We start from the raw sequence: 24,145 nt of genomic DNA, 5'->3' as shown, positions 1-24,145 counted from the left end.
TTTCTTTCTTAGAAAGCACTTTTCTTTCACATTTTTTTGAGTATCATAAAGAGGTGTTAGCATGAAAAGAATTGGTGTATTAACAAGCGGAGGCGACGCACCGGGGATGAACCCGGCCATTCGATCTATCGTAAGAAAAGCCATTTATCATGGACTGGAAGTCTATGGTATTTACCAAGGCTATTCAGGACTTATTTCAGGAAATATAAAGAAGCTTGAGGTCGGTTCTGTCGGTGATATCATTCATCGCGGCGGAACGATGCTTTACAGTGCAAGATGCGAAGAATTTAAAACTGAAGAAGGTTTGAAAAAAGGGATCGAACAGCTTCGTAAGTTTGGCATTGAAGGTTTGGTCGTTATAGGAGGAGACGGCTCTTTCAGAGGAGCAGTTAAATTATCGCAAAACGGCATTCCGACGATTGGTGTCCCTGGAACGATTGATAATGATATCCCTGGTACAGATTTTACAATTGGTTTTGATACAGCTTTAAATACAATTATTGACGCTATCGACAAAATTAGAGATACGGCAACGTCTCATGAACGCCCGTTTATCATTGAGGTCATGGGGCGCGATGCAGGTGACCTTGCATTATGGGCAGGGTTGGCCGACGGTGCTGAATCCATTATCATTCCTGAAAGGCCTGAAGACATTGACGGCGTTATTGAACGTATCTATCATGGGCATAAAAGAGGCAAGAAACACAGCATCATTATTGTGGCTGAGGGAGTAGGAAGCGCAGCTCATGTAGCCGATGAAATTAAAAAGAAAGCCGATTTGGATACCCGGGTGACTGTGCTTGGACATATTCAGCGCGGCGGATCGCCGACAGCCTTCGATCGTGTACTTGCCAGCCGTTTAGGAGCTAAAGCTGTTGACTTATTGATTAATGGAAAAGCCGGCAAGATGGTTGGGATACAAAAGAATCAAGTCGTTTATCATGATATAGAAGATGTATTAACGAAAAAGCATGATATTGACAGCGAATTGATTGAACTTGTCAAAGAACTTTCTATATAATTTTGTTTGAAGTAAATGGAGGAAATGAATAATGAGAAAAACGAAGATTGTATGTACGATAGGACCAGCAAGCGAAAGCGTTGAGACGCTGGTTGAATTAATCAATTCCGGCATGAATGTTGCCCGCTTAAATTTTTCTCATGGTGATTATGCCGAGCACGGCCAAAGAATAAAAAATATTAGAGAAGCCGCTAAAATAGCGAATAAAACTGTGGCGATACTGCTTGACACTAAAGGGCCTGAGATTCGGACAGGAATGATGGCCGCCGAGAAAGTATATTTGGAAAAAGGCAAAGAGCTGATCATTTCAATGGATGAAGTCCAAGGTACAAGCGAAAGGATTTCTGTCACTTATAAAGGCCTTGTTGATGACGTATCCGCCGGTTCAAAAATTTTGCTTGACGACGGTTTGATCGAACTTGAAGTCATTGGCAAAAACAATAATGAAATCATTACAAAAGTTTTAAACAGCGGCGAACTAAAGAGCAAAAAAGGCGTCAATGTGCCTAACGTCAGCGTTAACTTGCCGGGAATTACTGAAAAAGACGCCAACGATATTTTATTCGGCATCGAACAAGATGTTGATTTCATTGCTGCGTCTTTTGTACGCAGAGCTTCCGATGTTCTTGAAATACGCCGTTTACTTGAAGAACATCAAGCAAATATCGATATTATACCTAAAATTGAAAACCGCGAAGGTGTCGATAATATTGATGAAATCCTTGATGTTTCAGACGGGTTGATGGTTGCCCGCGGTGATCTCGGCGTCGAAATTCCTGCTGAAGAAGTCCCGCTTGTCCAAAAGCATTTAATTAAGAAATGCAACAGGCTCGGCAAACCGGTTATCACAGCGACGCAAATGCTTGATTCAATGCAAAGAAACCCAAGGCCAACCCGCGCTGAAGCAAGCGATGTTGCAAATGCCATTTTCGATGGCACTGATGCCATTATGCTGTCCGGGGAAACAGCGGCCGGCGACTACCCTGTCGAAGCTGTAAAAACGATGGACCGCATTGCTTCCAAAGCTGAAACAGCATTAGACTATCGTGAAATTTTAAGCAGACGAAGCAAGGCAAGTGAAGCAACGATAACAGATGCGATTGGACTGGCTGTATCACATACAGCTCTTAACCTTAATGTTTCGTCAATCATTACTGCAACTGTGAGCGGTCATACGGCCCGTGTCGTTTCAAAATATCGTCCAAAGGCCGATATTGTTGCTGTTACAAGCACTGAGAAAGCATTGAGAAAATTATCGCTTGTTTGGGGCGTGTTCCCGCAATTTGGGGAGTATTGTTCATCAACTGATGAAATGCTCGATTTAGCTGTAGACAAATCTCTTGAATCCGGTATGGTTAAACACGGCGACCTTGCCGTTATCACAGCCGGCGTTCCTGTTGGAGAAGTCGGTACAACCAATCTGCTTAAAGTTCATGTGGTTGGAGGCACTGTTGGCAAAGGACAAGGGATTGGCCGGAAAACAGCGACTGCAGAAGTGTTTGTAGCGAATGATGCCAAGACGGCTAACGAAAACATGCCTGACGGCGCAATTCTCGTTACAAGAGGAACAGACAAGGAAATGATGGATGCATGCCGGCGCGCATCAGCCATTATTGCCGAAGAAGGCGGTTTAACATCGCATGCGGCCGTTATTGGTTTGAATCTCGAGATTCCTGTCATTGTTGGCGTTGAAGATGCAACAAAGCTTCTGAAAAATGGACAGGTTGTAACTGTAGATGCTGAACGCGGAAATATTTATGATGGACATGCAAAAGTGTTATAGTAAAAGAGAAGGTGTTGACCTTCTCTTTTTTTTATAAAATAACAATCTTAGCGGCAAAGAAGTAAAAATTTTATAGAAGGTGATACTATGGAAACAACATCCCGAATTGTTGCCCGCTACTCAGAAACAGATCAAATGGGAGTCATTCATCACGGCGTCTATATTAATTGGTTTGAAATTGGCCGAACGGATTGCATTAGAGAACAAATGGGGAAACCTTACAGTGAGATGGAAAAGGATGGATTGATGCTGCCGGCGATCCGCTCTGAGGTTAATTATCGGTCGCCTGCAAAATATGAAGATGCACTGATTGTTAAAACGACAATTGCAAAATATAATGGCATACGGATAACCTTCCGTTATGAGCTTGTAAAAGAAGATGACCAAAAGCTGGTTGCCGACGGCATAACCGAGCACTGTTTTACAAATTTGGATCTTAAGCCTGTGGCTCTAAAGAAAGTCGCGGCAGATCTTCATCAAAAAATCGAAACAGCTTGTAAGGAGCAATAGACGAATGAAAGGGCCAAGGCCATTATTGTTTATTTTTATTCTTATACCAGCAATTGAAATTTCCTTGTTTGTATTATCCGGGAAATATTTAGGGATACCCATTACTATATTGCTCATTGTTATAACCGGTGTTTTAGGCGCTTGGCTGGCTAAACGGGAGGGGCTCGCCGCCCTTAGAACGATACGTTATGAGCTTTCCGCAGGCCGGCTCCCGGGTCAGTCAATCATCGAAGGCGCTTGTATTTTGGCAGGCGGTGTATTATTGTTAACACCGGGCTTTTTTACAGATATTTGCGGGTTTCTTTTGCTTTTTCCTCCAGTTCGAAAAAAAGTAAAAAAATATATTCTTAAGCGATTAAGAAGAAAAATGGCAAACGGCCGGATGTCTTTTTATTTCCGAAGATAAAAAACAGCTGCAGCAGCTGTTTTTTTATGTTTCAGTTGAATCATTTCCAATGATAAAGGACCATATATCATGAATAACGTTTGCCTGAACTAATGATTTTGAGACAACCAGCGAAACAGGGCCAAGGATTAAACCTAAAAAACCAAATAATTTAAAAGCAATAAACATTGCGATTAATGTAAGCAAGGGATCGAGTCCGATTGATGAAGAAAGAATTTTCGGCTCTAAGATTTGCCTGCCAATAATGACAGAGCTGAAAAGAATAGATAATCCTATGGTTAAATAATAATGCCCCGTAAAAAATTCATAGATGATCCAAGGGAAAAATATGAAGCCTATTCCCAAATACGGCAATAAATCAACACCAGCCGATATCATACCAATCGTAAAGGCGTGGTCGATCTTCATGATAAATAATCCCATTAGCACAATCATGCCTGTTATGGCTATCAAGGTTAATTGGGCGCGGAAAAAACCAAAAAAAGCTTTCCTTAAATCATCGTAAACAAGCTTTAAGCAGCTGGTTACTTTAGGAGTTAATTTCGACTTTAAAAAATAGGCGTTTTTATGCCAGTCCTTTGTTATAAAGAAAGTCGCAAGCAATATAAATACGGATGCGGTTAAAATATTGGGAAGAGAAATAATGAAACTGCTCAGCCAGCTAATAAGGGACGTACCCAGCTCAGCCAAACTATTTCCGGCTTTTTCACCCATGTCTTTAATGTTATTTTGTATAGCTTGCTGATGAACGGCATTTAAATGGTTAAATAAATGAGTGATATGCTTCCACAGCGGCAAAATTTGCGAGAAAAAATATGCTTGAATATATTCGATAAGTTTTTCAACATGACTGGGAACAATGGCAGTAAGATATGTCAGGCCATTAATCATTTGAAAGACAATCAAAAAAATTAAACCAAAAATAAGTCCGAATATTAAAATGATAGCAAAGAATGCCGCTAATCCCCGCGGCATTTTCGCTTTTTTTTCGAAAGTATCAACTATAGGATTCAGGAGAAATGAAATGACAAGCGCTATTAAAAACGGATAAGCAAGCTTTCCCGCATAATAAAGACATAAACCTATAAGAAAAATAATAAAAACAACAAAGGCCAGACGAAATAAAATATAAATGTATCGCAAAATTTGATTGGTATATTGGTTCATTTCAGCCTCCCTCTGCCTGCTTATACGAACTATAAGACATGTATATTTCTTCATTCAAATGTTTTCCACTGTTTTCTAGTTTGTGTTGCATTATTATTCACAAATGACAATTAATTGTTTATAATCATATATGTAATGACATTTAATATTTTTTAGTTTTTTTATTAAAGCTAATTATTAAGTGCCTTTATTTTATGAATATGCATTAGGGATTCATATAAGGGAGGAGATCTTATGACAGCAACAAAAGGGCTAGAAGGTGTTGTAGCAACAACTTCGACCATTAGTTCAATTATTGACAGCGTTCTTAGATATAAAGGATACAACGTCGACGATCTGGCGAAACAATCTTCTTTTGAAGAAGTCGTTTACTTGTTGTGGCATGATAAGCTGCCTTGTCAAAATGAACTTGATGCCTTCAAAAAGGAATTAGCAGAGAATGCTGAAGTTCCTGATGAAGTCTTCCGTCAACTGAAAGCCTTTCCACTTAATAATACTCATCCAATGGCTGTGCTACGTACCGCTGTTTCAACCCTCGGTGTCTATGATTCAGAAGCAGATGACATGAATGAAGAAGCAAATAAGGCTAAAGCTTTACGCATACAAGCGAAATTGCCGACCATTGCTGCGGGATTTGCGAGAATAAGAGCTGGAAAAGAGCCTGTAGCTCCCCGTAAAGATTTAAGCTTTGCTGCAAACTTCTTATACATGTTAAACGACAGAGTCCCTGATGAAATTGAAGTAAGAGCTTTTAATAAAGCGTTAATTTTGCATGCGGACCATGAGCTTAATGCTTCAACATTTACAGCACGCGTTTGTGTGGCAACGCTTTCTGATATTTATTCCGGCATCACTGCGGCAATCGGCGCATTAAAAGGGCCGCTTCATGGCGGAGCCAATGAACAAGTTATGAAAATGCTAAAAGAAATCGGCTCAATTGACCATGTTGAAGACTACCTTAATAAAAAGTTTGCTAATAAAGAAAAAGTCATGGGATTCGGCCACAGAGTTTATAAAAATGGTGACCCGCGCGCCAAACATTTAAAAGACATGTCAGAAAAACTGACTAAAAAAATCGGGGAACCTGAACTTTATGAAATGTGTGTAAAAATCGAAGAAATGATGAGAGAAGAAAAAGGGTTGCTTCCTAACGTCGATTTTTATTCAGCCAGTGTGTATCATTCCCTAGGCATTCAGCATGATCTCTTTACTCCGATCTTTGCGATCAGCCGGGCTTCAGGATGGCTTGCCCATATTCTTGAACAATACAGCGATAACCGTCTGATTCGTCCGCGTGCAGAATATGTCGGTCCGAAAGAAAGAGAATATACACCAATTGAAAATAGATAATGATTAATGTATAACAGGGAGGGGGGCTCCCCAATCTGTTATACTTATGTATAGATGATTAAGAGCAGGAGGTATGAATTGTGGCTAACGGAGAACGCATTACTGTACAGAACGGAGCACTGAATGTGCCAGACCAACCAATTATTCCTTTTATCGAAGGTGATGGAACAGGTCCAGATATTTGGGCGGCTGCATCACGTGTGCTGGAAGCAGCGGTTGAAAAAGCTTATAACGGCAAAAAACAAATCGTATGGAAAGAAATTTTGGCAGGCGAAAAAGCCTATAACGAAACAGGAGAATGGCTCCCGGCTGAAACGCTTGATACTATTCGAGAGTACATAATTGCCATTAAAGGACCTTTAACAACACCTGTCGGCGGCGGCATTCGTTCATTAAATGTTGCTCTCAGACAAGAGCTTGATTTATTTACTTGTTTGCGTCCTGTTCGCTATTTCCAAGGCGTTCCTTCACCGCTTAAACATCCTGAAAAGACAGATATGGTTATCTTCAGAGAGAATACTGAAGACATTTATGCAGGCATCGAATATGCTGAAGGCACAGATGAAGTGAAAAAAGTAATCGATTTCTTAAAAAATGAAATGGGCGTCAACAAAATTCGCTTCCCTGAAACTTCTGGCATCGGCATAAAGCCAATATCTAAAGAAGGAACATCACGCCTTGTACGCGCAGCGATTCAATATGCCATTAATGAAGGCCGCAGAAATGTTACGCTTGTACACAAAGGCAATATCATGAAATTTACTGAAGGCGCATTTAAAAATTGGGGCTATGAAGTTGCTGAAAAAGAATTCGGCGACAAAGTCTTTACATGGCAAGAATATGACCGCATTGCTGAAAAAGACGGCAAAGATGCTGCGAATGAAGCGCAGTCTAAAGCCGAACAAGAAGGCAAAATCATTGTTAAAGATGCGATTGCAGACAACTTCTTGCAGCAAATCCTTACTCGCCCGGAAGAATATGATGTTGTCGCTACAATGAACTTAAATGGCGACTACATCTCTGATGCGCTGGCGGCACAAGTTGGCGGTATTGGCATTGCTCCGGGAGCTAATATCAACTATGAAACAGGCCATGCCATTTTTGAAGCCACTCACGGTACGGCTCCTAAATATGCCGGCATGGACAAAGTTAACCCGTCTTCTGTTATTTTGAGCGGCGTGCTCATGCTCGAACATCTCAACTGGTATGAAGCTGCCGATTTAGTCATGAAATCAATGGAAAAAACAATTGCCAGCAAAGTGGTTACGTATGATTTTGCACGTCTTATGGATGGCGCAAAAGAAGTTAAATGTTCTGAGTTTGCAGATGAACTCATTAAAAATATGTGATTTTTAGGGGGTAATCTTATGACTATCAAACGCAAAAAGATTTCCGTCATCGGTGCGGGCTTTACCGGAGCTACAACGGCATTTCTTGTTGCTCAAAAAGAACTTGGCGATGTTGTTTTAGTGGATATTCCGCAGCTGGATGGGCCAACTAAAGGAAAAGCCTTAGACATGCTTGAATCAACGCCTATTTTGAATGCAAATGTCAACATTGTCGGAACATCTGATTACAAAGAAACGGCTGATTCAGATATCGTTGTCATAACAGCAGGGATTGCCAGAAAACCTGGTATGAGCCGCGATGATCTAGTCACAACAAATGCTAAAATTATGAAAGATGTGACTCGCCAAGTTGTTGAGTATTCGCCAAATTGTACAATTGTTGTTTTAACTAATCCGGCTGATGCCATGACATATACAGTGTATAAAGAATCAGGTTTCCCTAAAAATCGCGTCATTGGCCAATCCGGTGTTCTTGATACAGGACGCTTCAGAACATTTGTTGCTCAAGAGCTGAACCTTTCTGTTGAAGATATTACAGGTTTCGTTCTCGGCGGACATGGCGATGATATGGTACCGCTCTTAAGATACTCTTATGCAGGCGGCATTCCGCTTGAAAAGCTTATTTCTAAAGACCGCTTAGATGAAATTGTCGAAAGAACAAGAAAAGGCGGCGGAGAGATCGTTAATCTTCTTGGCAATGGCAGTGCGTACTATGCACCTGCAGCTTCTCTAACAGAAATGGTTGAAGCTATTGTTAAAGATAAACGCCGCATTTTACCGGCAATTGCTTATCTTGAAGGTGAATATGGCTATAATGATCTCTATTTGGGCGTGCCGGTCGTTCTTGGCGGAAACGGCATTGAAAAGGTCATTGAACTTGATCTTACAGACGAAGAAAAACATGCGTTGAGCAAATCCGTTGAGTCTGTAAGAAACGTCATGGCAGCACTATAATTTCCGCTTTAAACATTAAAATTAAAAGGATTCGAAGGAAAGCTTCGAATCCTTTTAATCTATATTTCATTATCGGAAAAAAGGAGGCGCATCCATGCTTTTAGGAAAGAAAAGAAAAATAGGCCGTTTAATCGATGAAATAAGGCCAGGAGAGAAACTTGAGTTTTCGGAAAAGATAGAAGATAAAGACTTGCTTTTATACTTAGGGCTATCTGATGACAATAATCCTTTATTTATACAACATGACTATGCTTCATTAACACCCTATGAAAAACCCATCGTTCCGCAAGTGATGCTGACAGGCATGGTAACTGGGGCTGTCTCTAAAATACTCCCCGGCCCCGGCAGCAGTGTTCTCAGCCAATCCCTTCAATTTCCTAATCCTGTCTATCACTATGAGGAAATTCATATTCTCTTGGCAGTTGAAGCGACTGATCAAGGAAAAAATCAGATTATTATGAGTGTTGATGCGAAAAACGATTCCGGTGATCCAGTCATCGTTGGCGAATTGATTGTATCACCGCCGTACCCTCTTAAATCAATCACCTCTTCAACATTGGAGAATTTCTGATAAAAAATTTGTTTGGCACAAACCTTAATAGCGCAAAAAGCACCGAGCCATACTTCTTGAAATCCAACTAGCGGTGCCGCCAAGCAGCATAAAAGATTAACCAAGCCCTTGCTCTCAGAGCGGGGCTTCTTTGGATTCTTTTTCGCGCTTCTTTATGTCCCCAAAACTTTATTTATCAGTTTATCATACCCTTAAAAAATAGTATGATAAAAGGGAATATAGGTTTAGAGTCTGCCGATAATTGGAGGTTTTTTCTTTGTCGAATAAAATACTTGTTGTTGATGATGAACCGTCTATAGTTACATTACTGTCTTTTAACCTGGAAAAAGCCGGTTTTGAAGTATTAACCGCATCAACCGGAAATGAAGCGCTTGAATTAGCAAAAAAATTTCCGCTCGATCTTATCGTATTAGATTTAATGCTGCCGGAAATGAGCGGCTTAAATGTTTGTAAAACCTTACGAGAAAATCAAATGTTTATTCCCATATTAATGCTGACGGCAAAAGACGATGAATTAGATAAAATTTTAGGGCTGGAACTGGGGGCAGATGATTATATGACAAAGCCTTTTAGTCCCAGAGAAGTCGTTGCCCGCGTTAAGGCGATTTTAAGGAGGTCGAATCAAGTGAATCCGGCCAAACAGCCGGCCGAAGACTTCCGTTTATCAGTTGGTGATATAGCGGTTTATCCAGATAAATATGAAGCTTATTTTCAAGGGAAACTGATGACATTAACGCCAAAAGAATTTGAATTACTTCTCTATTTAGTCAAAAACAAAGGGAAAGTTTTAACGAGAGAGCAGCTATTGAGCACTGTTTGGAATTACGATTTTGCCGGGGATACACGAATTGTCGATGTTCATGTCAGCCACTTAAGAGAAAAAATTGAAAATGACACAAGGAAGCCTTTGTATATCAAAACTGTACGGGGTTTAGGCTATAAATTAGAGGAACCAAAGTCATGAATAAATTTATAAATGACATTTTCCAAACAAAATATAGACGTATCATTTCCGCCGTTTTTTTTCTGCTTATTATTTTTGGTCTTCACTTTCTTATTCCGGCTGAGGACAACCTATTTATTTTAATCATGGGCATTGCATTTATTATTTTTTACGAGATTGTTCTGATCAGATACCGTCAGCCGGTTGAAAGGGCTGCTGAAATGGCTGAAGATCTTGTCTATGGAAAATATAAAAAACGCATAACAGAATCCGCTAAAAATTCGGAACTGTCACGTCTTTATCAGTCTCTTAATCATTTAGCCGCAAATTTAGAGATAATGACAAAATCCTATCAAACGCAAGAGGATCGATTGGCCACTTTAATTGAAAATATCGGGAGCGGATTGATTTTTATTGATAACCATGGGCGCATCAATTTATTAAACAAAACTTATCGGGAAACTTTTCAAGTTAAAACAAACAATTGGAGTGACAAAACGTACTATGAGGTTATTCCTTACCAGGAAGTCATCGACATTATTGACGAAACCTTTAGTACAGAAAGAAGATTATCAAAGCAAGTGCTTTTGCCCGTCCACATTGAAAGAAAGCACTTTGACGTTTCTTGTGCGCCCATTTTAGCTCAACAGAAACGTTTGCAAGGCATTGTTGTCGTTTTTCATGATATAACAGAACTGAAAAAGCTCGAAAAAATGCGCAAAGATTTTGTTGCCAATGTCTCTCATGAATTGAAAACGCCGGTTACTTCGCTTATTGGGTTTACAGAAACGCTTTTAGATGGTGCAATGGATGATAGTGAATTAAAAACGAAGTTCCTAAACATCATTCTTAATGAAAGTAAAAGGCTGCAAAGTCTCATTCAAGATTTGCTCGAGCTGTCGAAAATCGAACAAGAGCATTTTACGATAAAATGGCAGAGTGTTTCATTAAAGGATATCGTGGAAGAAACGCTCATCATTTTAAAAGAGAAGGCTAATCAAAAGTCTATTATTTTGGAAGTTTTGCCGTCCAGTAATGGTCTGGCATTAGGGGACCCGTACAGAATTCAGCAAATGATCATTAATTTAGTAACAAACGCCATTGCTTACACGCCTAGCGGCGGACATGTCTGGATTCAAGTGAAAGATAAAGGCAATGATTATATAGAATTAATGGTTAAAGATACAGGCATCGGGATTAGTGAAGACCAAATCCCGCGCATATTTGAACGATTTTACCGGGTTGATAAAGGGCGGAGCAGAAATCAAGGCGGCACAGGACTCGGTCTGGCTATCGTCAAACACCTTGTAGAAGCGCATAACGGCCGCATTGATGTATCAAGTGAAATTGGCAAAGGAACAACTTTTGCGATAACATTTAACAAAGCTAAAGAAAAAGGAGATGTCATTCATTGAATAAGCTCATCCTAGTCGACGGGAGCGGTATTGCCTATCGGGCGTTCTTCGCTCTGCCTTTGCTGAACAATGATAAAGGCGTTTATACAAATGCTGTATACGGCTTTACGACAATGCTGATGAAGATTATTGAGGAGGAAAAGCCCACACATGTTCTCGTTGCGTTCGATGCCGGAAAAACAACGTTCAGGCATCAAACATATAAAGAATATAAAGGCACCCGGCAAAAGACCCCTCCTGAGCTGTCCGAGCAATTTTCATTTATACATGAACTGCTTGATGCTATGGGAATCAAGAGATACGAGCTGGAAAATTATGAAGCGGACGATATTATTGGCACGTTGGCGGCGGAGGCCGAGAAGGAAGGTTTTGAAACTAAAGTTGTCACCGGGGATAAAGACCTGCTTCAGCTTGTAGACGACCATGTAACAGTCTCATTGACAAGAAAAGGCATTTCAGATGTTGAAGATTATAATAAGGATAAGGTATATGAACGCTACGAAATTTCTCCGGAACAAATCATAGACCTGAAAGGATTAATGGGCGATTCTTCAGATAATATTCCCGGTGTACAAGGCGTTGGCGAAAAAACAGCCATTAAGCTGCTTAAACAATTTGGCTCTATTGAAGAGATTTATCAATCATTAGCAGATGTTCCCGGTAAAAAGCTGAAAGAAAAGCTGGAAAATGACCGTGAACAGGCATTGATGAGCAAAAAATTAGCCACAATTGAGAAGCACGCACCCATCGATGTTCAATTAAAAGATTTGCAATATGAATATCAAATAACGAGCGAGTTAATCGACTTGTTTAAAGACTTAGAATTTAAAACACTGCTTGAAAGGGTCGGCTTTGAAGACGTCATCAGCGAAGAAGCTGAAGAAGAGTCAATAGCGTTTGAAATGCTGACAGAAGTCACTGAAAAACACTTGGCATCGCCGAGTGCCTTAGTTGTTGAAGTGCTCGATGATAATTACCACTTTGCTGATATTATAGGGCTGGCGCTGGCTAATGAGAAAGGCCGCTTTTATATTCCGACAGAAACAGCCTTAAACTCAACAGCATTCAAAGAATGGCTTGGAAATAAAGAGCAAAAGAAAATTGTCTTTGACGGCAAGAAGTCCATTGTTTCGCTAAAATGGCGCAATATAGATCTTAACGGCGTTGTTTTTGACATACAAATGGCGTCATACTTAATTGATCCATCTGAATCATCGCATGATTTATCCGCCATCGCTAAGCGCAAGAACTTTAAATTTGTGTATTCAGATGACGCTTTTTACGGAAAAGGAGCGAAAAGAGCCATTCCTGAAGGCGAAAAGCTCGGCGATCATTTGATAAGAAAAGCTGAGGCCATGTTAAAATGTCAGCCCCTTTTAAAAGAGGAACTAGAAAAGAACGAGCAATACAGCCTTTTTTCAGAACTGGAAATGCCCCTTTCGTTCGTTTTAGCGGAAATGGAAGAAAAGGGTGTAAAAACAAGCAAAGAAACACTAGAAAAAATGGGTGAAGAATTAACAAAGAAACTTGAGGAGAAACAAAAGGATATTTACGAGTTGGCGGGTACAAGCTTTAATATTAACTCTCCGAAACAGCTCGGGGAAATTTTATTTGAGAAATTGAATCTGCCTGTCATTAAAAAGACTAAAACAGGCTACTCGACTTCCGCGGATGTTCTCGAAAAGTTAGAAAAAGAACACGATATCGTTTCAGAGATTCTCAATTACCGTCAGCTTGGAAAATTAAATTCAACATATATTGAAGGGCTGTTGAAAGTTATTCACCCTAAAACAGGAAAAATTCATACTCGCTTCAATCAAGCGCTGACACAAACGGGACGGCTCAGCTCAACGGATCCAAACCTGCAAAATATCCCTATTCGCTTAGAAGAAGGACGCAAGATTCGTAAAGCATTTATTCCATCCAAACCGGATTGGATGATGTTTTCGGCCGATTATTCACAAATTGAATTAAGAGTGCTTGCCCATATGGCAGGCGATGAAAATCTTATTGAAGCGTTTGAACAAGAAATGGATATTCATACAAAAACGGCTATGGACGTTTTTGGCGTTGATAAGGATGAGGTTACGGATCTTATGCGGCGCCATGCCAAAGCGGTCAACTTTGGCATTGTCTATGGCATTAGCGATTACGGCTTGTCACAGAATTTAAATATTACCCGAAAAGAAGCCGGGGCTTTTATAGATCGGTATTTAAAAAGTTATCCAGGGGTCAAGCAATATATGGAAGATGTTGTCCAAAAAGCAAAAAGGGAAGGATTTGTGACAACCTTGCTGCACAGAAGGCGTTATTTGCCGGATATTAACAGCCGGAATTTTAACAGAAGAAGCTTTGCTGAACGTACGGCAATGAATACACCAATCCAAGGAAGCGCGGCCGATATTATTAAAAAAGCCATGATTCAAATGGCTAAGCGGCTGAAAGAAGAAAATATGCAAGCTAATATGCTGCTTCAAGTCCATGATGAGCTGATTTTTGAAGCACCGAAAGCTGAAATAGAGAAATTAAAAACCATCGTTCCAGAAGTTATGGAAAATGCGGTGAAACTGAAGGTGCCGTTAAAAGTTGATTATGCTTTTGGCAACACATGGTACGATGCGAAATAAGAAAGGGAGATATTCGTGCCTGAATTACCTGAAGTAGAAACGGTTAAACAAACATTAAAGCAGCTGATTATCGGAAAAACAATCAAAGACGTCCTTGTTTTTTGGCCGAAAATCATTAAAAGGCCTGATGATATTCAAGCCTTTCGAACCAAGTTGATCGGACAAACCATCAGGGATATTAAAAGAAGAGGAAAGTTTTTGCTTTTTTATTGCAATGATGATGTCGTTGTTTCTCATTTGCGAATGGAAGGGAAATATAGTTTGCAAGAAGCAGCAGTACCATTAGATAAACATACTCATGTTATTTTTAAATTGACAGATGGGACAGAGCTAAGATATCGGGATGTCCGAAAGTTCGGCACGATGCATCTTTTTTCAAAGGGGGAGGAGCTGATGTATCCGCCCCTTTGTCAATTGGGCCCTGAACCGTTTGCTCCTGATTTTAATGCTGAATATCTGGCTGACCGGCTGTCAAAAACAGATCGCGCTGTTAAAACGGCCTTATTAGATCAAACAATTGTAGTGGGGTTAGGCAATATTTATGTAGATGAAGCCCTGTATCGCGCAGGTATTCACCCATTAACAAAAGCAAAGCCGCTTAACGCCGGACAAATTGATAAACTGACGGCCGCCATCAAGCAAACGTTAAAAGAAGCAGTGGAAATGGGCGGGAGCACGATTCGATCATATTTAAACAGCCAAGGACAAATGGGGATGTTTCAACAAAAATTAAATGTTTATGGACGGCAAGGCTTTCCTTGTCCAAACTGCGGAACCTCAATTGAAAAAATTAAAGTCGGAGGCAGGGGAACTCATTTTTGTTCGGTTTGCCAGTGTTGATTTTTATGTAAAGGATGATCGGAAAAATGATGAAGATTGGTTTGACAGGAGGCATCGCCAGCGGTAAAAGCACTGTTTCCGCTATGATTAAAGATTTCGGCATTCCTGTCGTCGATGCAGATAGGATTTCAAGGGAAGTGGTAGAACCGGGCGAAGAGGCATACAAGCAAATTGTTGCCTCCTTCGGTTCTGAGATATTGTTTGACAACGGTCAAATTAATCGAAAAAAACTCGGCAATATTGTGTTTCAAGATGCTGATAAAAGGCAAATGCTAAACCGCATTGTTCATCCTCAAGTCAGAAAAAGTATGTTACAAAAAGTAAATGCATACGAAAGACAGGGCGAAGCAGTCACCGTTCTGGATATTCCTTTGCTTTTCGAAAGCAAATTAACAGAAATGGTCGATAAAACACTGCTGGTTTATGTTGACGCCAAAACACAATTAGAAAGATTAATGAATCGGGATCAAAGTTCTGAAAAAGAAGCTTTAGATCGAATCCGTTCACAAATGCCGCTGGATGAAAAGCGGGCGCTGGTCGATGCCGTTATTGACAATAATGGATCGACTGAAGAAACTTTGCATCAACTAAAAAGAATTTTTAGGCTTTGGCACATTTTTTAATAAAAAATGAAAAAGCGCTTTCAATCTCCGGTTATTATGTTATACTATTTGTAGATGAAGCATAAATTGTATAACACATATTTTCGGAGGTTGATGTTCATGCCTGTAAATGTTGCGATAAATGGATTTGGAAGAATTGGGCGTATGGTTTTTAGGAAAGCGATGGCTGACGGTTCATTAAATATTAAAGCCATTAATGCAAGTTATCCAGCTGCAACATTAGCCCATTTAATAAAATTCGATAGTATTCACGGGCGCTTTCAAGGCGAAGTAGAGGTGGTCGATGATAACCATCTAAGTGTCAACGGCGCAATCATTGAACTCGTTAATCACCGTGATCCAAGACAATTGCCTTGGAAGAGTCTGGGGATAGATATTGTCATTGAAGCAACAGGTAAATTTAAAACAAGGGAAACAGCGGGTTATCATATTGAAGCCGGTGCCAAGAAAGTCATCATTACAGCACCTGGAAAAGATGAAGATCTCACTATTGTCATGGGTGTCAATGATGATAAGTATGACCCGAATCAACATCATGTTCTCTCAAATGCCTCATGTACGACGAATTGTTTGGCGCCTGTTGTTAAAGTATTGGAAGAGCAATTTGGCATTGTGTCAGGCATGATGACAACCGTGCATTCTTATACAAATGATCAGAAAAATATTGACAATCCGCATAAGGATCTCAGACGCGCGCGCGCTTGTGCTGAATCAATTATTCCAACATCAACTGGTGCGGCAAAAGCCATTTCTAAAGTGCTCCCTGAGCTTGAAGGAAAGCTGAATGGCATGGCTTTGCGAGTGCCAACACCAAATGTGTCTCTGGTCGATCTTGTTGTGGAACTTAATACTAAAGTTACGGTCGATGATATCAATTATGCCTTCCAAGCCGCTTCGCGAGTTAATTACAAGGGTATTTTAGATTATACTGAGGAACCGCTCGTTTCTAAGGATTTTAATACTGATGACCACTCTGCAATCATTGATGGATTATCGACTATGGTTATTGATGGCAATAAAGTGAAAGTTCTTGCATGGTATGATAATGAATGGGGATATTCTTGCCGGGTTGTAGACTTGGCGAAATTAGTCGCTTCCTATATGTCTGCTGCAAAAGATGTTAAAGTGTCTTAAACACCTTTATTCTAAGGGGGTGTCCGAAAAGCCAGAGCAACTGGCTTTTTGGCGCCCTCTTTCATTTTTGACTGCCGAAAATGGCAAAACGTATAGAAAAAGACAGGAAAAACAAGCACCCATTCGGCTTTGTATTTGGGAATTTTTTATAGTATAAAAAAGTCATTGCAAACCGGATTTAAAACGATTATACTATTCATCGTCAACACAAAAATGTACGAAAGGGATTTGTATAGCACTTAAAGGGTTAGGACCTCATCGGACTAACTATCCCCCGTGGTGTTATAGCAATCCTGCATGCTTACGGCATGGTACTTTTCCTAAAGGGGGACTGACATATGGAAACAATGGGACGTCATGTTATATCAGAATTATGGGATTGCAATATTGATAAATTAAACGATATCGAATTTATTGAGAAAACGTTCGTCAACGCAGCTTTAGAAGCTGGCGCCGAAGTAAGAGAAGTGGCTTTTCATAAATTTGCACCTCAAGGCGTCAGCGGGGTTGTTATTATTTCTGAATCGCACTTAACGATTCATAGTTTTCCTGAGCATGGCTACGCAAGCATTGATGTTTACACATGCGGTGACCGGATTGATCCAAATGTTGCGGCTGATTACATTGCCAAAGCGTTAGATGCTAAAGTATCAGATAATATGGAATTGCCAAGAGGCATCCATCCGGCTGAATCAAAGGATAAACAAATCACATCTGCATAATGATTATAATTGAAAAAAATCCGCTCAAAGGGGTACCTTAGGTATCCCTTTTGCTATTCATGCTGTGAATAATGCCGTTTTGGCGGACATTTTTAATGATAAAAAAGAAAATAACTTGTTATTCGACGTTTTTTTTAATATGATTAAAGACAAAAGGCCCCAATAGAGGTGGGATTCATGCGTTGTCCTAATTGCAAGGAACTAGGAACTAAAGTTCTTGACTCCCGGCCTGTCAATGAAGGACGGTCTATTAGGCGGCGGCGTGAATGCGAATCATGCCAATACCGTTTTACAACATTTGAAACTGTAGAAGAAATGCCGCTTATTGTCGTTAAAAAAAATGATGATAGAGAATCATTTAGCCGGGATAAAATATTACGTGGATTAATTAAGGCTTGCGAAAAACGGCCTGTGCCTTTAAAACGCCTTGAAGAAATCGTTAATAAAGTCGAAAAAAACTTGAGAGACCAAGGAATATCAGAAGTAAAAAGCCACGATATTGGCGAATTGGTAATGGATGAATTGGCTCAAGTTGATGAAGTTTCTTACGTCCGCTTTGCATCTGTATACAGACAGTTTAAAGACATTAATGTGTTTATTCATGAGCTGAAGGATCTATTAAAAAAAGTCAATAAAGATGAAAACTAAAGAGCTTTGTCAAAGCTCTTTTTATCTAGCCATTTTTAAATGTACCCTTAACGATGTGCGAGGTGATCAGGGTGCAAAACCATTGGAAAGAATTGCTGCCTGTTGATCGTTATCAAGTACGATTAAATGGATTAATCCATCCATACGATCAAAAGGTTATTCATTATTTATATCAGCCGCTTATCGGACCAAGGCCGGTCAGTTTATATACTTCGCTTTGGCAGGAAGTTAATGAAATGACTTTTTTTGGCGATTGGTGTACACATCATCAGCTGATGGTCCGAATGAACTGTTCCCTTGATTTATTATTAGAAGACAGGAAAAAGCTTGAGGCCATCGGGCTGCTTAAAGTTTATAAAAAAAAGAGCGGCGAACATATAGAATTTATTTATGAACTTCAGCCGCCTTTAACACCGAAGCAATTTTTTACAGACGGGCTGTTAAATATATATCTTTATAATAGGATCGGCCAAAAAGATTTTATCCGATTGAAAAAAATTTTTGCACAAGAACAAGTTGATAAGGATATTTACGAAGAAATGACTGTATCTTTCAGCGATGTTTTCCAATCTGTTCATCCATCGGAATTAAGCGTTAATCAATATGAGGTTTCGCAGATAGACGATCAATATGAATGGATTGACCGCAAAGAGCCGACGGCGCCTGCCGTTACATCAACATTTGATTTCCAGGCCTTATACCATCATCTTTCAGATGTTATTATTTCTAGGGAAGCTTTTACTCCTGAGGTAAAAGAAGCAATCATTAAGCTTGCGTTTGTTTACCAGTTATCACCGGAACAGATGAGCCGTGTCATACAGGAAGCCTTTCTGCACACTGGTGCTATAGATATTCAAGAACTTAGAAAACAAGTCCGCAACTTTTATCGATTAGAATCAGGCGACCAGCTGCCGGCTTTAAGCTACCGAACTCAGCCTCCTGCTCTTCAAGAAATGGCTCATCGGGAACCGCAAAATGAAGAAGAGCAGACAATCCGGGCATTTGAACAATTATCGCCGTATGAAGTGCTCGAACAAGTCGGGCAAGGCGGCAAGCCGGTTCCAGCCGATCTGAAAATCGTAGAAGGAATATTATTCGAACAAAAATTAACCCCCGGCGTTGTTAATGTTCTCATTCACTATGTCATGGAAACAAACGATCAAAAGCTCGTTAAGAATTATGTAGAAAAAATTGCGGCACACTGGGCTAGAAAAAAAGTCAAGACGGTACGAGAGGCAATGGCTCTGGCGCGTTCTGAGCACAAAAAGTATCAGGAATGGTCGCAAACTAAAAGCAAAAAGCCCTATCAAAAAGCACGAAAAAACGAACGGCAAGAAAGACTGCCTAGCTGGATGACAGATCAATCATCCCAAAATGAACAGCCGGAGTTGTCGGATGAAGAAGCTGAGAGAAAGCGTCAATTCCTTAAAGATTATTTAAACAAAATATAGGCGGTGAAAAATATGGATTCCATAAAATCTGTCATCCGTCAAATGGCGAAAGGTCATGATATTGAACAATTTAATGAAAAGATCATGTCGTCCCTTTTAAGGCATGGTGACGTACAAGCGTTTTTGAACAGCCATCCGGACATTACAGCTGCTGTTGTCGAAAAAAGCATTCCTCATTTATTTCAATTTGTACAAGAACGCAATCATTGTGATCATTGTCCAGGTCTTGATAAATGCCCAAATATTTTAAAAGGGTACCAGCCTGAACTCGTCTATGATAAAGCAACGATCAATTTAACGTTTCATTCTTGTCCGCTTAAACAGAGAAATGAGGAAATGAAAAAACAGGCAGAACTGATTCGCAGCTATTATGTACCGGATGATGTTTTGCAAGCGACATTTCAATCGATAGATACAGGCGATTTGGATCGTTACGATGCGCTGGTAGCTGCTAGGGATTTTGTAAAGGAATATACTGAAAATCCTAAGGAGACAAAAGGGCTTTACTTTTACGGACAATTTGGCGTTGGGAAAACTTATATAATGGGAGCTGTCATGAATGCTCTTAAAGATAAAAATATACCGTCATTAATGGTATATACCCCCGACTTTTTCAGAGAATTAAAGGGGTCGATTCAAGAAAGAACCCTTGATGAGAAATTGGATTATATAAAAAAGGTTTCCGTATTAATTTTGGATGATATTGGCGCAGAAATCATTTCTCCATGGATTCGTGATGAAATCATTGGGAGCATTTTGCAATATAGAGTGATGAAGAAGCTGCCGACATTATATACGTCTAATTATAATTATGATGAATTAGAAGAGCACTTTTCATATTCGCAAAAAAGCGGTACTGAGCTGCTCAAAGCAAAGCGTGTCATGGAGCGGATTCGCCACTATACAAAACTTGTTACAGTTAAAGGAAAAAACCGCAGAATTTAAAGGCATTACTTTAGATAAAAACATGTTCAAAAAGTTCACAGGGTTTGACCCTGTGAACGCATAAAAGATGCGGGCCGGCAAGTTTTATTTATGATAATAAAAAATTTGGACATTTTTTCCCGCCTTGTTCCATATAGTGTAGTGAGAAGGGACAAGGGGGGACAAGATTGATTTCAGTTACTTTTGAATCAAGACACGAAGCAGTGTCCTTGAATACACATATTGCCGAAGCGATCAAAGAGCCTTTGCATTTTCAAATCCATAAAGAAACGTTAACAATCGGTCTAAAAGGAGATGCCTTATCGATTGATTTCCGAAAAAAATTAATCGATGTTTTTGTGGAATTTATTATTGACACTTATGAGAAAAAATGGTTGCTTGATATTATTTCGTCAACATTCTACTTTAAGGATAAACATGATCAGGAAGAAATTTTGGAAATTGTTCAGTCAATATTTGATGGTGAAAGGACGGATCTTCCGAGGCTGGATATTTTGCCTTCTAGGCATCAAATATTAAAAGAAGCAATTCATGATATTTTTGAAGATAAGAAAAGTTTATCCTTTCAATCCATTATTCGTTTTCGACTTCATAAATACAGGACATGCCTGCAAAAATATGTTGAGCTGGCTATTGATGAATATAAGCTTCAGCAGGAGTATCAGGCTTTCGTTGATAAATTGCGAAGGATTGTAAGAGCATATCGCCCATTGCATCATACCATTTATGTGATTGACGATCAGCCGTTTAAATTATTGGATGAAAATTATCAGTATATTAAGAATGTCCAGTCTATCCGCTCGTTTTATCCTCTGTTAAAACAGTGGGGGATTGAAGCCGAACCGTCAATACTATTAACGCTCATCGGCTTAGCTCCAAAAAATATTTTTATTTATACGGACCGCCCTGAATACGGCATGATGCAGACTCTGCAAAATGTCTTTGAAGAACGCGTTACATTTCTTCCCAAAAGTACAGCGGCTACAATTAATAAATAGTATGTCGAGGGCGAAAAATATATAGGAAGTATGTTCCGTCAAGCAAATTGCCCGAATCAGGCAGCCGCTTGAATTTTGGCGGCCGGCATATTTTCTTTAAAGGGCTTGATTTTATAATGATAACTGGCTATAATACCTTACATAATAACATGACTTTTAAAAAAGCTTTGATAGAGGACAAGGGTTATTTGTAGAACCGTTATTAGAGAGGGAAGGGTTGCTGGGATCTTCCTAACGGTTAAAATAACTTACCACCTCTTAGCTGCGGCAGGGAAATTGTGCGCAGTCACAAAAAGTATCTGTCGCCGGTATAACAGCCGTTATGTTAACTTGAGATGCAGATTTATGCATGAACAAGGGTGGAACCGCGAGATCAGCACTCGTCCCTTTTTTGGGATGGGTGTTTTTTATTTTTATCATGGCAAGTATGAAGAATGGAGTGATAATAGTGGCTGAAATGATTAAAATAACTTTTCCAGACGGCAATATCAAGGAGTTTCCAAAAAATACAACAACAGAAGAGATTGCCGGTTCTATTAGCTCAAGTTTAAAAAAGCAAGCCATCGCTGGCAAATTTAACGGTGAGCCCGTTGATTTGCGAAGAGAACTGACAACAGACGGCAAGATTGAAATTTTGAAGCTTGATGATCCTGAAGGTATAGAAATCCTTCGTCATACAACGACGCATGTTATGGCCCAAGCGATTAAACGTTTGTATGATCATGTTAAGCTCGGAGTCGGTCCGGTTATTGAAGAGGGCTTCTATTATGACATAGACATGGAAGAGGCGATCGGTCCGGAGGATCTTAAGCGCATTGAAAAAGAAATGCAAAAAATTATTGATCAAAACTTCGAAATTAAGCGTCACGTAGTTTCGCGAGAAGAGGCTAAGCGCCGTTTTGAAGAAATCGGTGATGATCTTAAGCTTGAACTGCTTGAGGATATTCCTGAAGGAGAGACGGTGACCATTTATGAGCAAGGTGAATTTTTCGATTTATGCCGCGGACCTCACCTCCCTTCAACAGGTAAAATAAAAGCTTTCAAATTGCTGAGCGTCGCCGGTGCTTATTGGCGCGGAGACAGCAATAATAAAATGCTGCAAAGGGTTTACGGTACAGCGTTTCCTAAGAAAAGCCAGCTTGAAAATCATTTGCAAGTGCTTGAAGAAAGGAAAGAACGCGATCACCGCAAACTTGGCAAACAGCTCGATCTCTTTACAATATCACAAGAAATTGGACAAGGCTTGCCGATTTGGCTTCCTAAGGGAGCAACAATCCGCAGAATAATTGAGCGTTACATCGTTGATCTGGAAACAGCCTGCGGATATAAACATGTCTATACTTCCCATTTAGCCAGTGTAGATTTATATAAAACAAGCGGCCACTGGGATCATTATCAGGATGATATGTATCCGCCGATGAAAATTGATAACGAAGAACTTGTACTGAGACCGATGAACTGCCCGCATCATATGATGGTTTATAAGCATGAATTGCATAGTTACCGCAATCTGCCGGTACGGATTGCCGAGCTTGGCACTATGTTCCGCTATGAAATGTCAGGTGCGCTTGCCGGGCTGCAGCGTGTACGTTCTATGACGCTGAATGATGCTCATATTTTCTGCCGTCCAGATCAAATTCAAGAGGAATTCACCAATGTCGTCAAACTTATCCAGAAAGTTTATAAAGACTTCGGCATTGAAGATTATTATTTCCGCTTGTCTTACCGTGATCCTGAAAACAAAGAAAAATATGTGGACAAAGATGACATGTGGGAAAAAGCACAAGGCATGCTAAAAGGAGCTATGGATGCTCTTGGACTTGACTACGTGGAAGCGGAAGGTGAAGCGGCATTTTACGGACCTAAGCTTGATGTTCAAGTCAAAACAGCATTAGGAAAAGATGAAACTTTATCCACTGTACAGCTTGACTTCCATTTGCCGGAACGCTTCGATTTGTCTTATATCGGTGAAGACGGCAAAGAACATCGTCCGGTTGTCATCCACCGAGGCGTTGTTTCAACGATGGAACGCTTTGTCGCTTTCCTTATTGAACAGTACAAAGGCGCTTTTCCGACTTGGCTTGCGCCGGTTCAAGCCAAAGTTATTCCTGTAGCATCGGTTCATCACGATTATGCCAATCAAGTGGCCGGTCAGCTTCGCCGGCATAACATTCGTGTTGAGGTTGATGAGCGCGATGAAAAGATCGGTTATAAAATTCGTGAAGCCCAAACACAAAAAATTCCTTATATGCTGGTTGTCGGCGATCAAGAAATTGAAACGGACAGCGTCAATGTCCGCCGTTATGGTGAAAAAAGTTCAGAGTCTATCGCCGTTAATGCTTTTATTGACCGCTTAGAAAAAGCCGTCAAAAACCATGAATAAAATAAAGCTTGATTTTTTCTTTTGAGGACTTGAAGTTCATTTTATTTTAGTGTATCGTTATATAGGATGTTCAAGAGAACTTGCACATGTTAATAAATAATGATATAGTGTATAAAGAAAGTGGATAAATCGAGCAAAAGAAGAAGCGCCCGGCTTCTCACCTGATCGACGCTTTAAGGCAGTTGGCAGGTTTGAGTATGGAATGTAATGAAACAAGTGTGGGCGTATGAGTATGCCCGCACTTTTTTAATGAATAAGTTAGGTCGGTGCCTTACTGCTCATTTCTAACGCACTTTTAATAAACA

The 24,145-nt window shown here is 40.0% G+C and carries 21 protein-coding genes and 2 other annotated features; of the genes, 20 read left to right on the top strand and 1 reads right to left on the bottom strand.

Translation table 11 applies throughout. From position 1 onward, the window contains the following. The first annotated feature begins 61 nt into the window (after positions 1–61). From pfkA to JOD45_RS04895, 4 genes are all read left to right on the top strand, one after another. Positions 62–1,021: a 6-phosphofructokinase gene (pfkA, locus tag JOD45_RS04910; RefSeq protein WP_205002751.1), complete on the top strand. Its 960-nt coding sequence runs from the start codon at positions 62–64 to the stop codon at positions 1,019–1,021. 31 nt (positions 1,022–1,052) lie between these two features. Further along, entirely contained in the window at positions 1,053–2,804 is a 1,752-nt protein-coding gene (pyk, locus tag JOD45_RS04905; RefSeq protein WP_205002750.1) for a pyruvate kinase, read from the top strand. 87 nt (positions 2,805–2,891) lie between these two features. Beyond that, positions 2,892–3,314, top strand: a complete 423-nt coding sequence (locus JOD45_RS04900) for an acyl-CoA thioesterase (protein WP_205002749.1) — start codon at positions 2,892–2,894, stop codon at positions 3,312–3,314. A 4-nt stretch (positions 3,315–3,318) separates the two neighbouring features. Next, on the top strand, positions 3,319–3,720 hold the full coding sequence (locus JOD45_RS04895; RefSeq protein ID WP_205002748.1) for an FxsA family protein: 402 nt from the start codon (positions 3,319–3,321) through the stop codon (positions 3,718–3,720). A 24-nt stretch (positions 3,721–3,744) separates the two neighbouring features. On the opposite strand, the gene ytvI is transcribed toward JOD45_RS04895, so the two are convergent. After that, positions 3,745–4,887 carry a sporulation integral membrane protein YtvI gene (gene ytvI, locus JOD45_RS04890; protein WP_205002747.1) on the bottom strand — a complete coding sequence of 381 codons (1,143 nt, stop codon included), beginning with the start codon at positions 4,885–4,887 and terminating at the stop codon, positions 3,745–3,747. A gap of 234 nt (positions 4,888–5,121) precedes the next feature. Between ytvI and citZ the strand changes: the two genes are divergently transcribed. From citZ to thrS, 16 genes are all read left to right on the top strand, one after another. Beyond that, positions 5,122–6,237, top strand: a complete 1,116-nt coding sequence (citZ, locus tag JOD45_RS04885) for a citrate synthase (RefSeq protein ID WP_205002746.1) — start codon at positions 5,122–5,124, stop codon at positions 6,235–6,237. A gap of 80 nt (positions 6,238–6,317) precedes the next feature. Beyond that, entirely contained in the window at positions 6,318–7,586 is a 1,269-nt protein-coding gene (gene icd, locus JOD45_RS04880) for an NADP-dependent isocitrate dehydrogenase (RefSeq protein ID WP_205002745.1), read from the top strand. An 18-nt stretch (positions 7,587–7,604) separates the two neighbouring features. After that, positions 7,605–8,540 (top strand): malate dehydrogenase, encoded by a 936-nt coding sequence (mdh, locus tag JOD45_RS04875; RefSeq protein ID WP_205002744.1) that lies wholly within the window; start codon positions 7,605–7,607, stop codon positions 8,538–8,540. Positions 8,541–8,634: 94 nt separating this feature from the next. Continuing rightward, positions 8,635–9,111, top strand: a complete 477-nt coding sequence (locus JOD45_RS04870) for a MaoC/PaaZ C-terminal domain-containing protein (protein WP_205002743.1) — start codon at positions 8,635–8,637, stop codon at positions 9,109–9,111. Positions 9,112–9,367: 256 nt separating this feature from the next. Beyond that, positions 9,368–10,075, top strand: coding sequence for a response regulator transcription factor (locus tag JOD45_RS04865; RefSeq protein WP_205002742.1), 708 nt, complete (start codon positions 9,368–9,370; stop codon positions 10,073–10,075). Further along, positions 10,072–11,469, top strand: coding sequence for a two-component system histidine kinase PnpS (pnpS, locus tag JOD45_RS04860; RefSeq protein ID WP_205002741.1), 1,398 nt, complete (start codon positions 10,072–10,074; stop codon positions 11,467–11,469). The genes JOD45_RS04865 and pnpS overlap by 4 nt, the downstream gene beginning before the upstream one ends. Further along, positions 11,466–14,096, top strand: a complete 2,631-nt coding sequence (polA, locus tag JOD45_RS04855) for a DNA polymerase I (RefSeq protein WP_205002740.1) — start codon at positions 11,466–11,468, stop codon at positions 14,094–14,096. The genes pnpS and polA overlap by 4 nt, the downstream gene beginning before the upstream one ends. Before the next feature lie 15 nt (positions 14,097–14,111). Further along, a complete protein-coding gene (gene mutM / locus JOD45_RS04850) occupies positions 14,112–14,936 on the top strand; it encodes a DNA-formamidopyrimidine glycosylase (RefSeq protein ID WP_205002739.1) in 825 nt (274 codons plus the stop codon). Positions 14,937–14,962: 26 nt separating this feature from the next. Continuing rightward, positions 14,963–15,559, top strand: a complete 597-nt coding sequence (gene coaE / locus JOD45_RS04845; RefSeq protein WP_205002738.1) for a dephospho-CoA kinase — start codon at positions 14,963–14,965, stop codon at positions 15,557–15,559. A 99-nt stretch (positions 15,560–15,658) separates the two neighbouring features. After that, the gene (locus JOD45_RS04840) at positions 15,659–16,693 is read left to right on the top strand and encodes a glyceraldehyde-3-phosphate dehydrogenase (RefSeq protein ID WP_205002737.1); all 1,035 of its coding nucleotides are present in this window, start codon (positions 15,659–15,661) and stop codon (positions 16,691–16,693) included. Positions 16,694–17,031: 338 nt separating this feature from the next. Beyond that, complete coding sequence (gene speD, locus JOD45_RS04835) at positions 17,032–17,415, top strand: adenosylmethionine decarboxylase (protein WP_205002736.1); 384 nt, start codon at positions 17,032–17,034, stop codon at positions 17,413–17,415. Between the two features lie 177 nt (positions 17,416–17,592). Then, positions 17,593–18,063 (top strand): transcriptional regulator NrdR, encoded by a 471-nt coding sequence (gene nrdR, locus JOD45_RS04830; protein WP_205002735.1) that lies wholly within the window; start codon positions 17,593–17,595, stop codon positions 18,061–18,063. Between the two features lie 53 nt (positions 18,064–18,116). Continuing rightward, positions 18,117–19,514, top strand: a complete 1,398-nt coding sequence (locus JOD45_RS04825; RefSeq protein ID WP_205002734.1) for a replication initiation and membrane attachment family protein — start codon at positions 18,117–18,119, stop codon at positions 19,512–19,514. A gap of 12 nt (positions 19,515–19,526) precedes the next feature. Further along, positions 19,527–20,459 carry a primosomal protein DnaI gene (gene dnaI, locus JOD45_RS04820; protein ID WP_205002733.1) on the top strand — a complete coding sequence of 311 codons (933 nt, stop codon included), beginning with the start codon at positions 19,527–19,529 and terminating at the stop codon, positions 20,457–20,459. Between the two features lie 167 nt (positions 20,460–20,626). Continuing rightward, on the top strand, positions 20,627–21,457 hold the full coding sequence (locus JOD45_RS04815; RefSeq protein WP_205002732.1) for a putative sporulation protein YtxC: 831 nt from the start codon (positions 20,627–20,629) through the stop codon (positions 21,455–21,457). A 158-nt stretch (positions 21,458–21,615) separates the two neighbouring features. Continuing rightward, positions 21,616–21,848: a binding site (T-box leader), on the top strand. Between the two features lie 27 nt (positions 21,849–21,875). Beyond that, positions 21,876–23,840, top strand: coding sequence for a threonine--tRNA ligase (thrS, locus tag JOD45_RS04810; RefSeq protein WP_239549083.1), 1,965 nt, complete (start codon positions 21,876–21,878; stop codon positions 23,838–23,840). Between the two features lie 131 nt (positions 23,841–23,971). Further along, positions 23,972–24,094 (top strand) — a sequence feature (ribosomal protein L20 leader region). Positions 24,095–24,145 lie beyond the last annotated feature (51 nt).

This window comes from Scopulibacillus daqui, assembly GCF_016908855.1.
GTDB lineage: Bacteria > Bacillota > Bacilli > Bacillales > Sporolactobacillaceae > Scopulibacillus_A > Scopulibacillus_A daqui.
The sequence above is the reverse complement of the archived record's forward strand: the minus strand, read 5'-3'. Positions and strand labels throughout refer to the sequence as shown.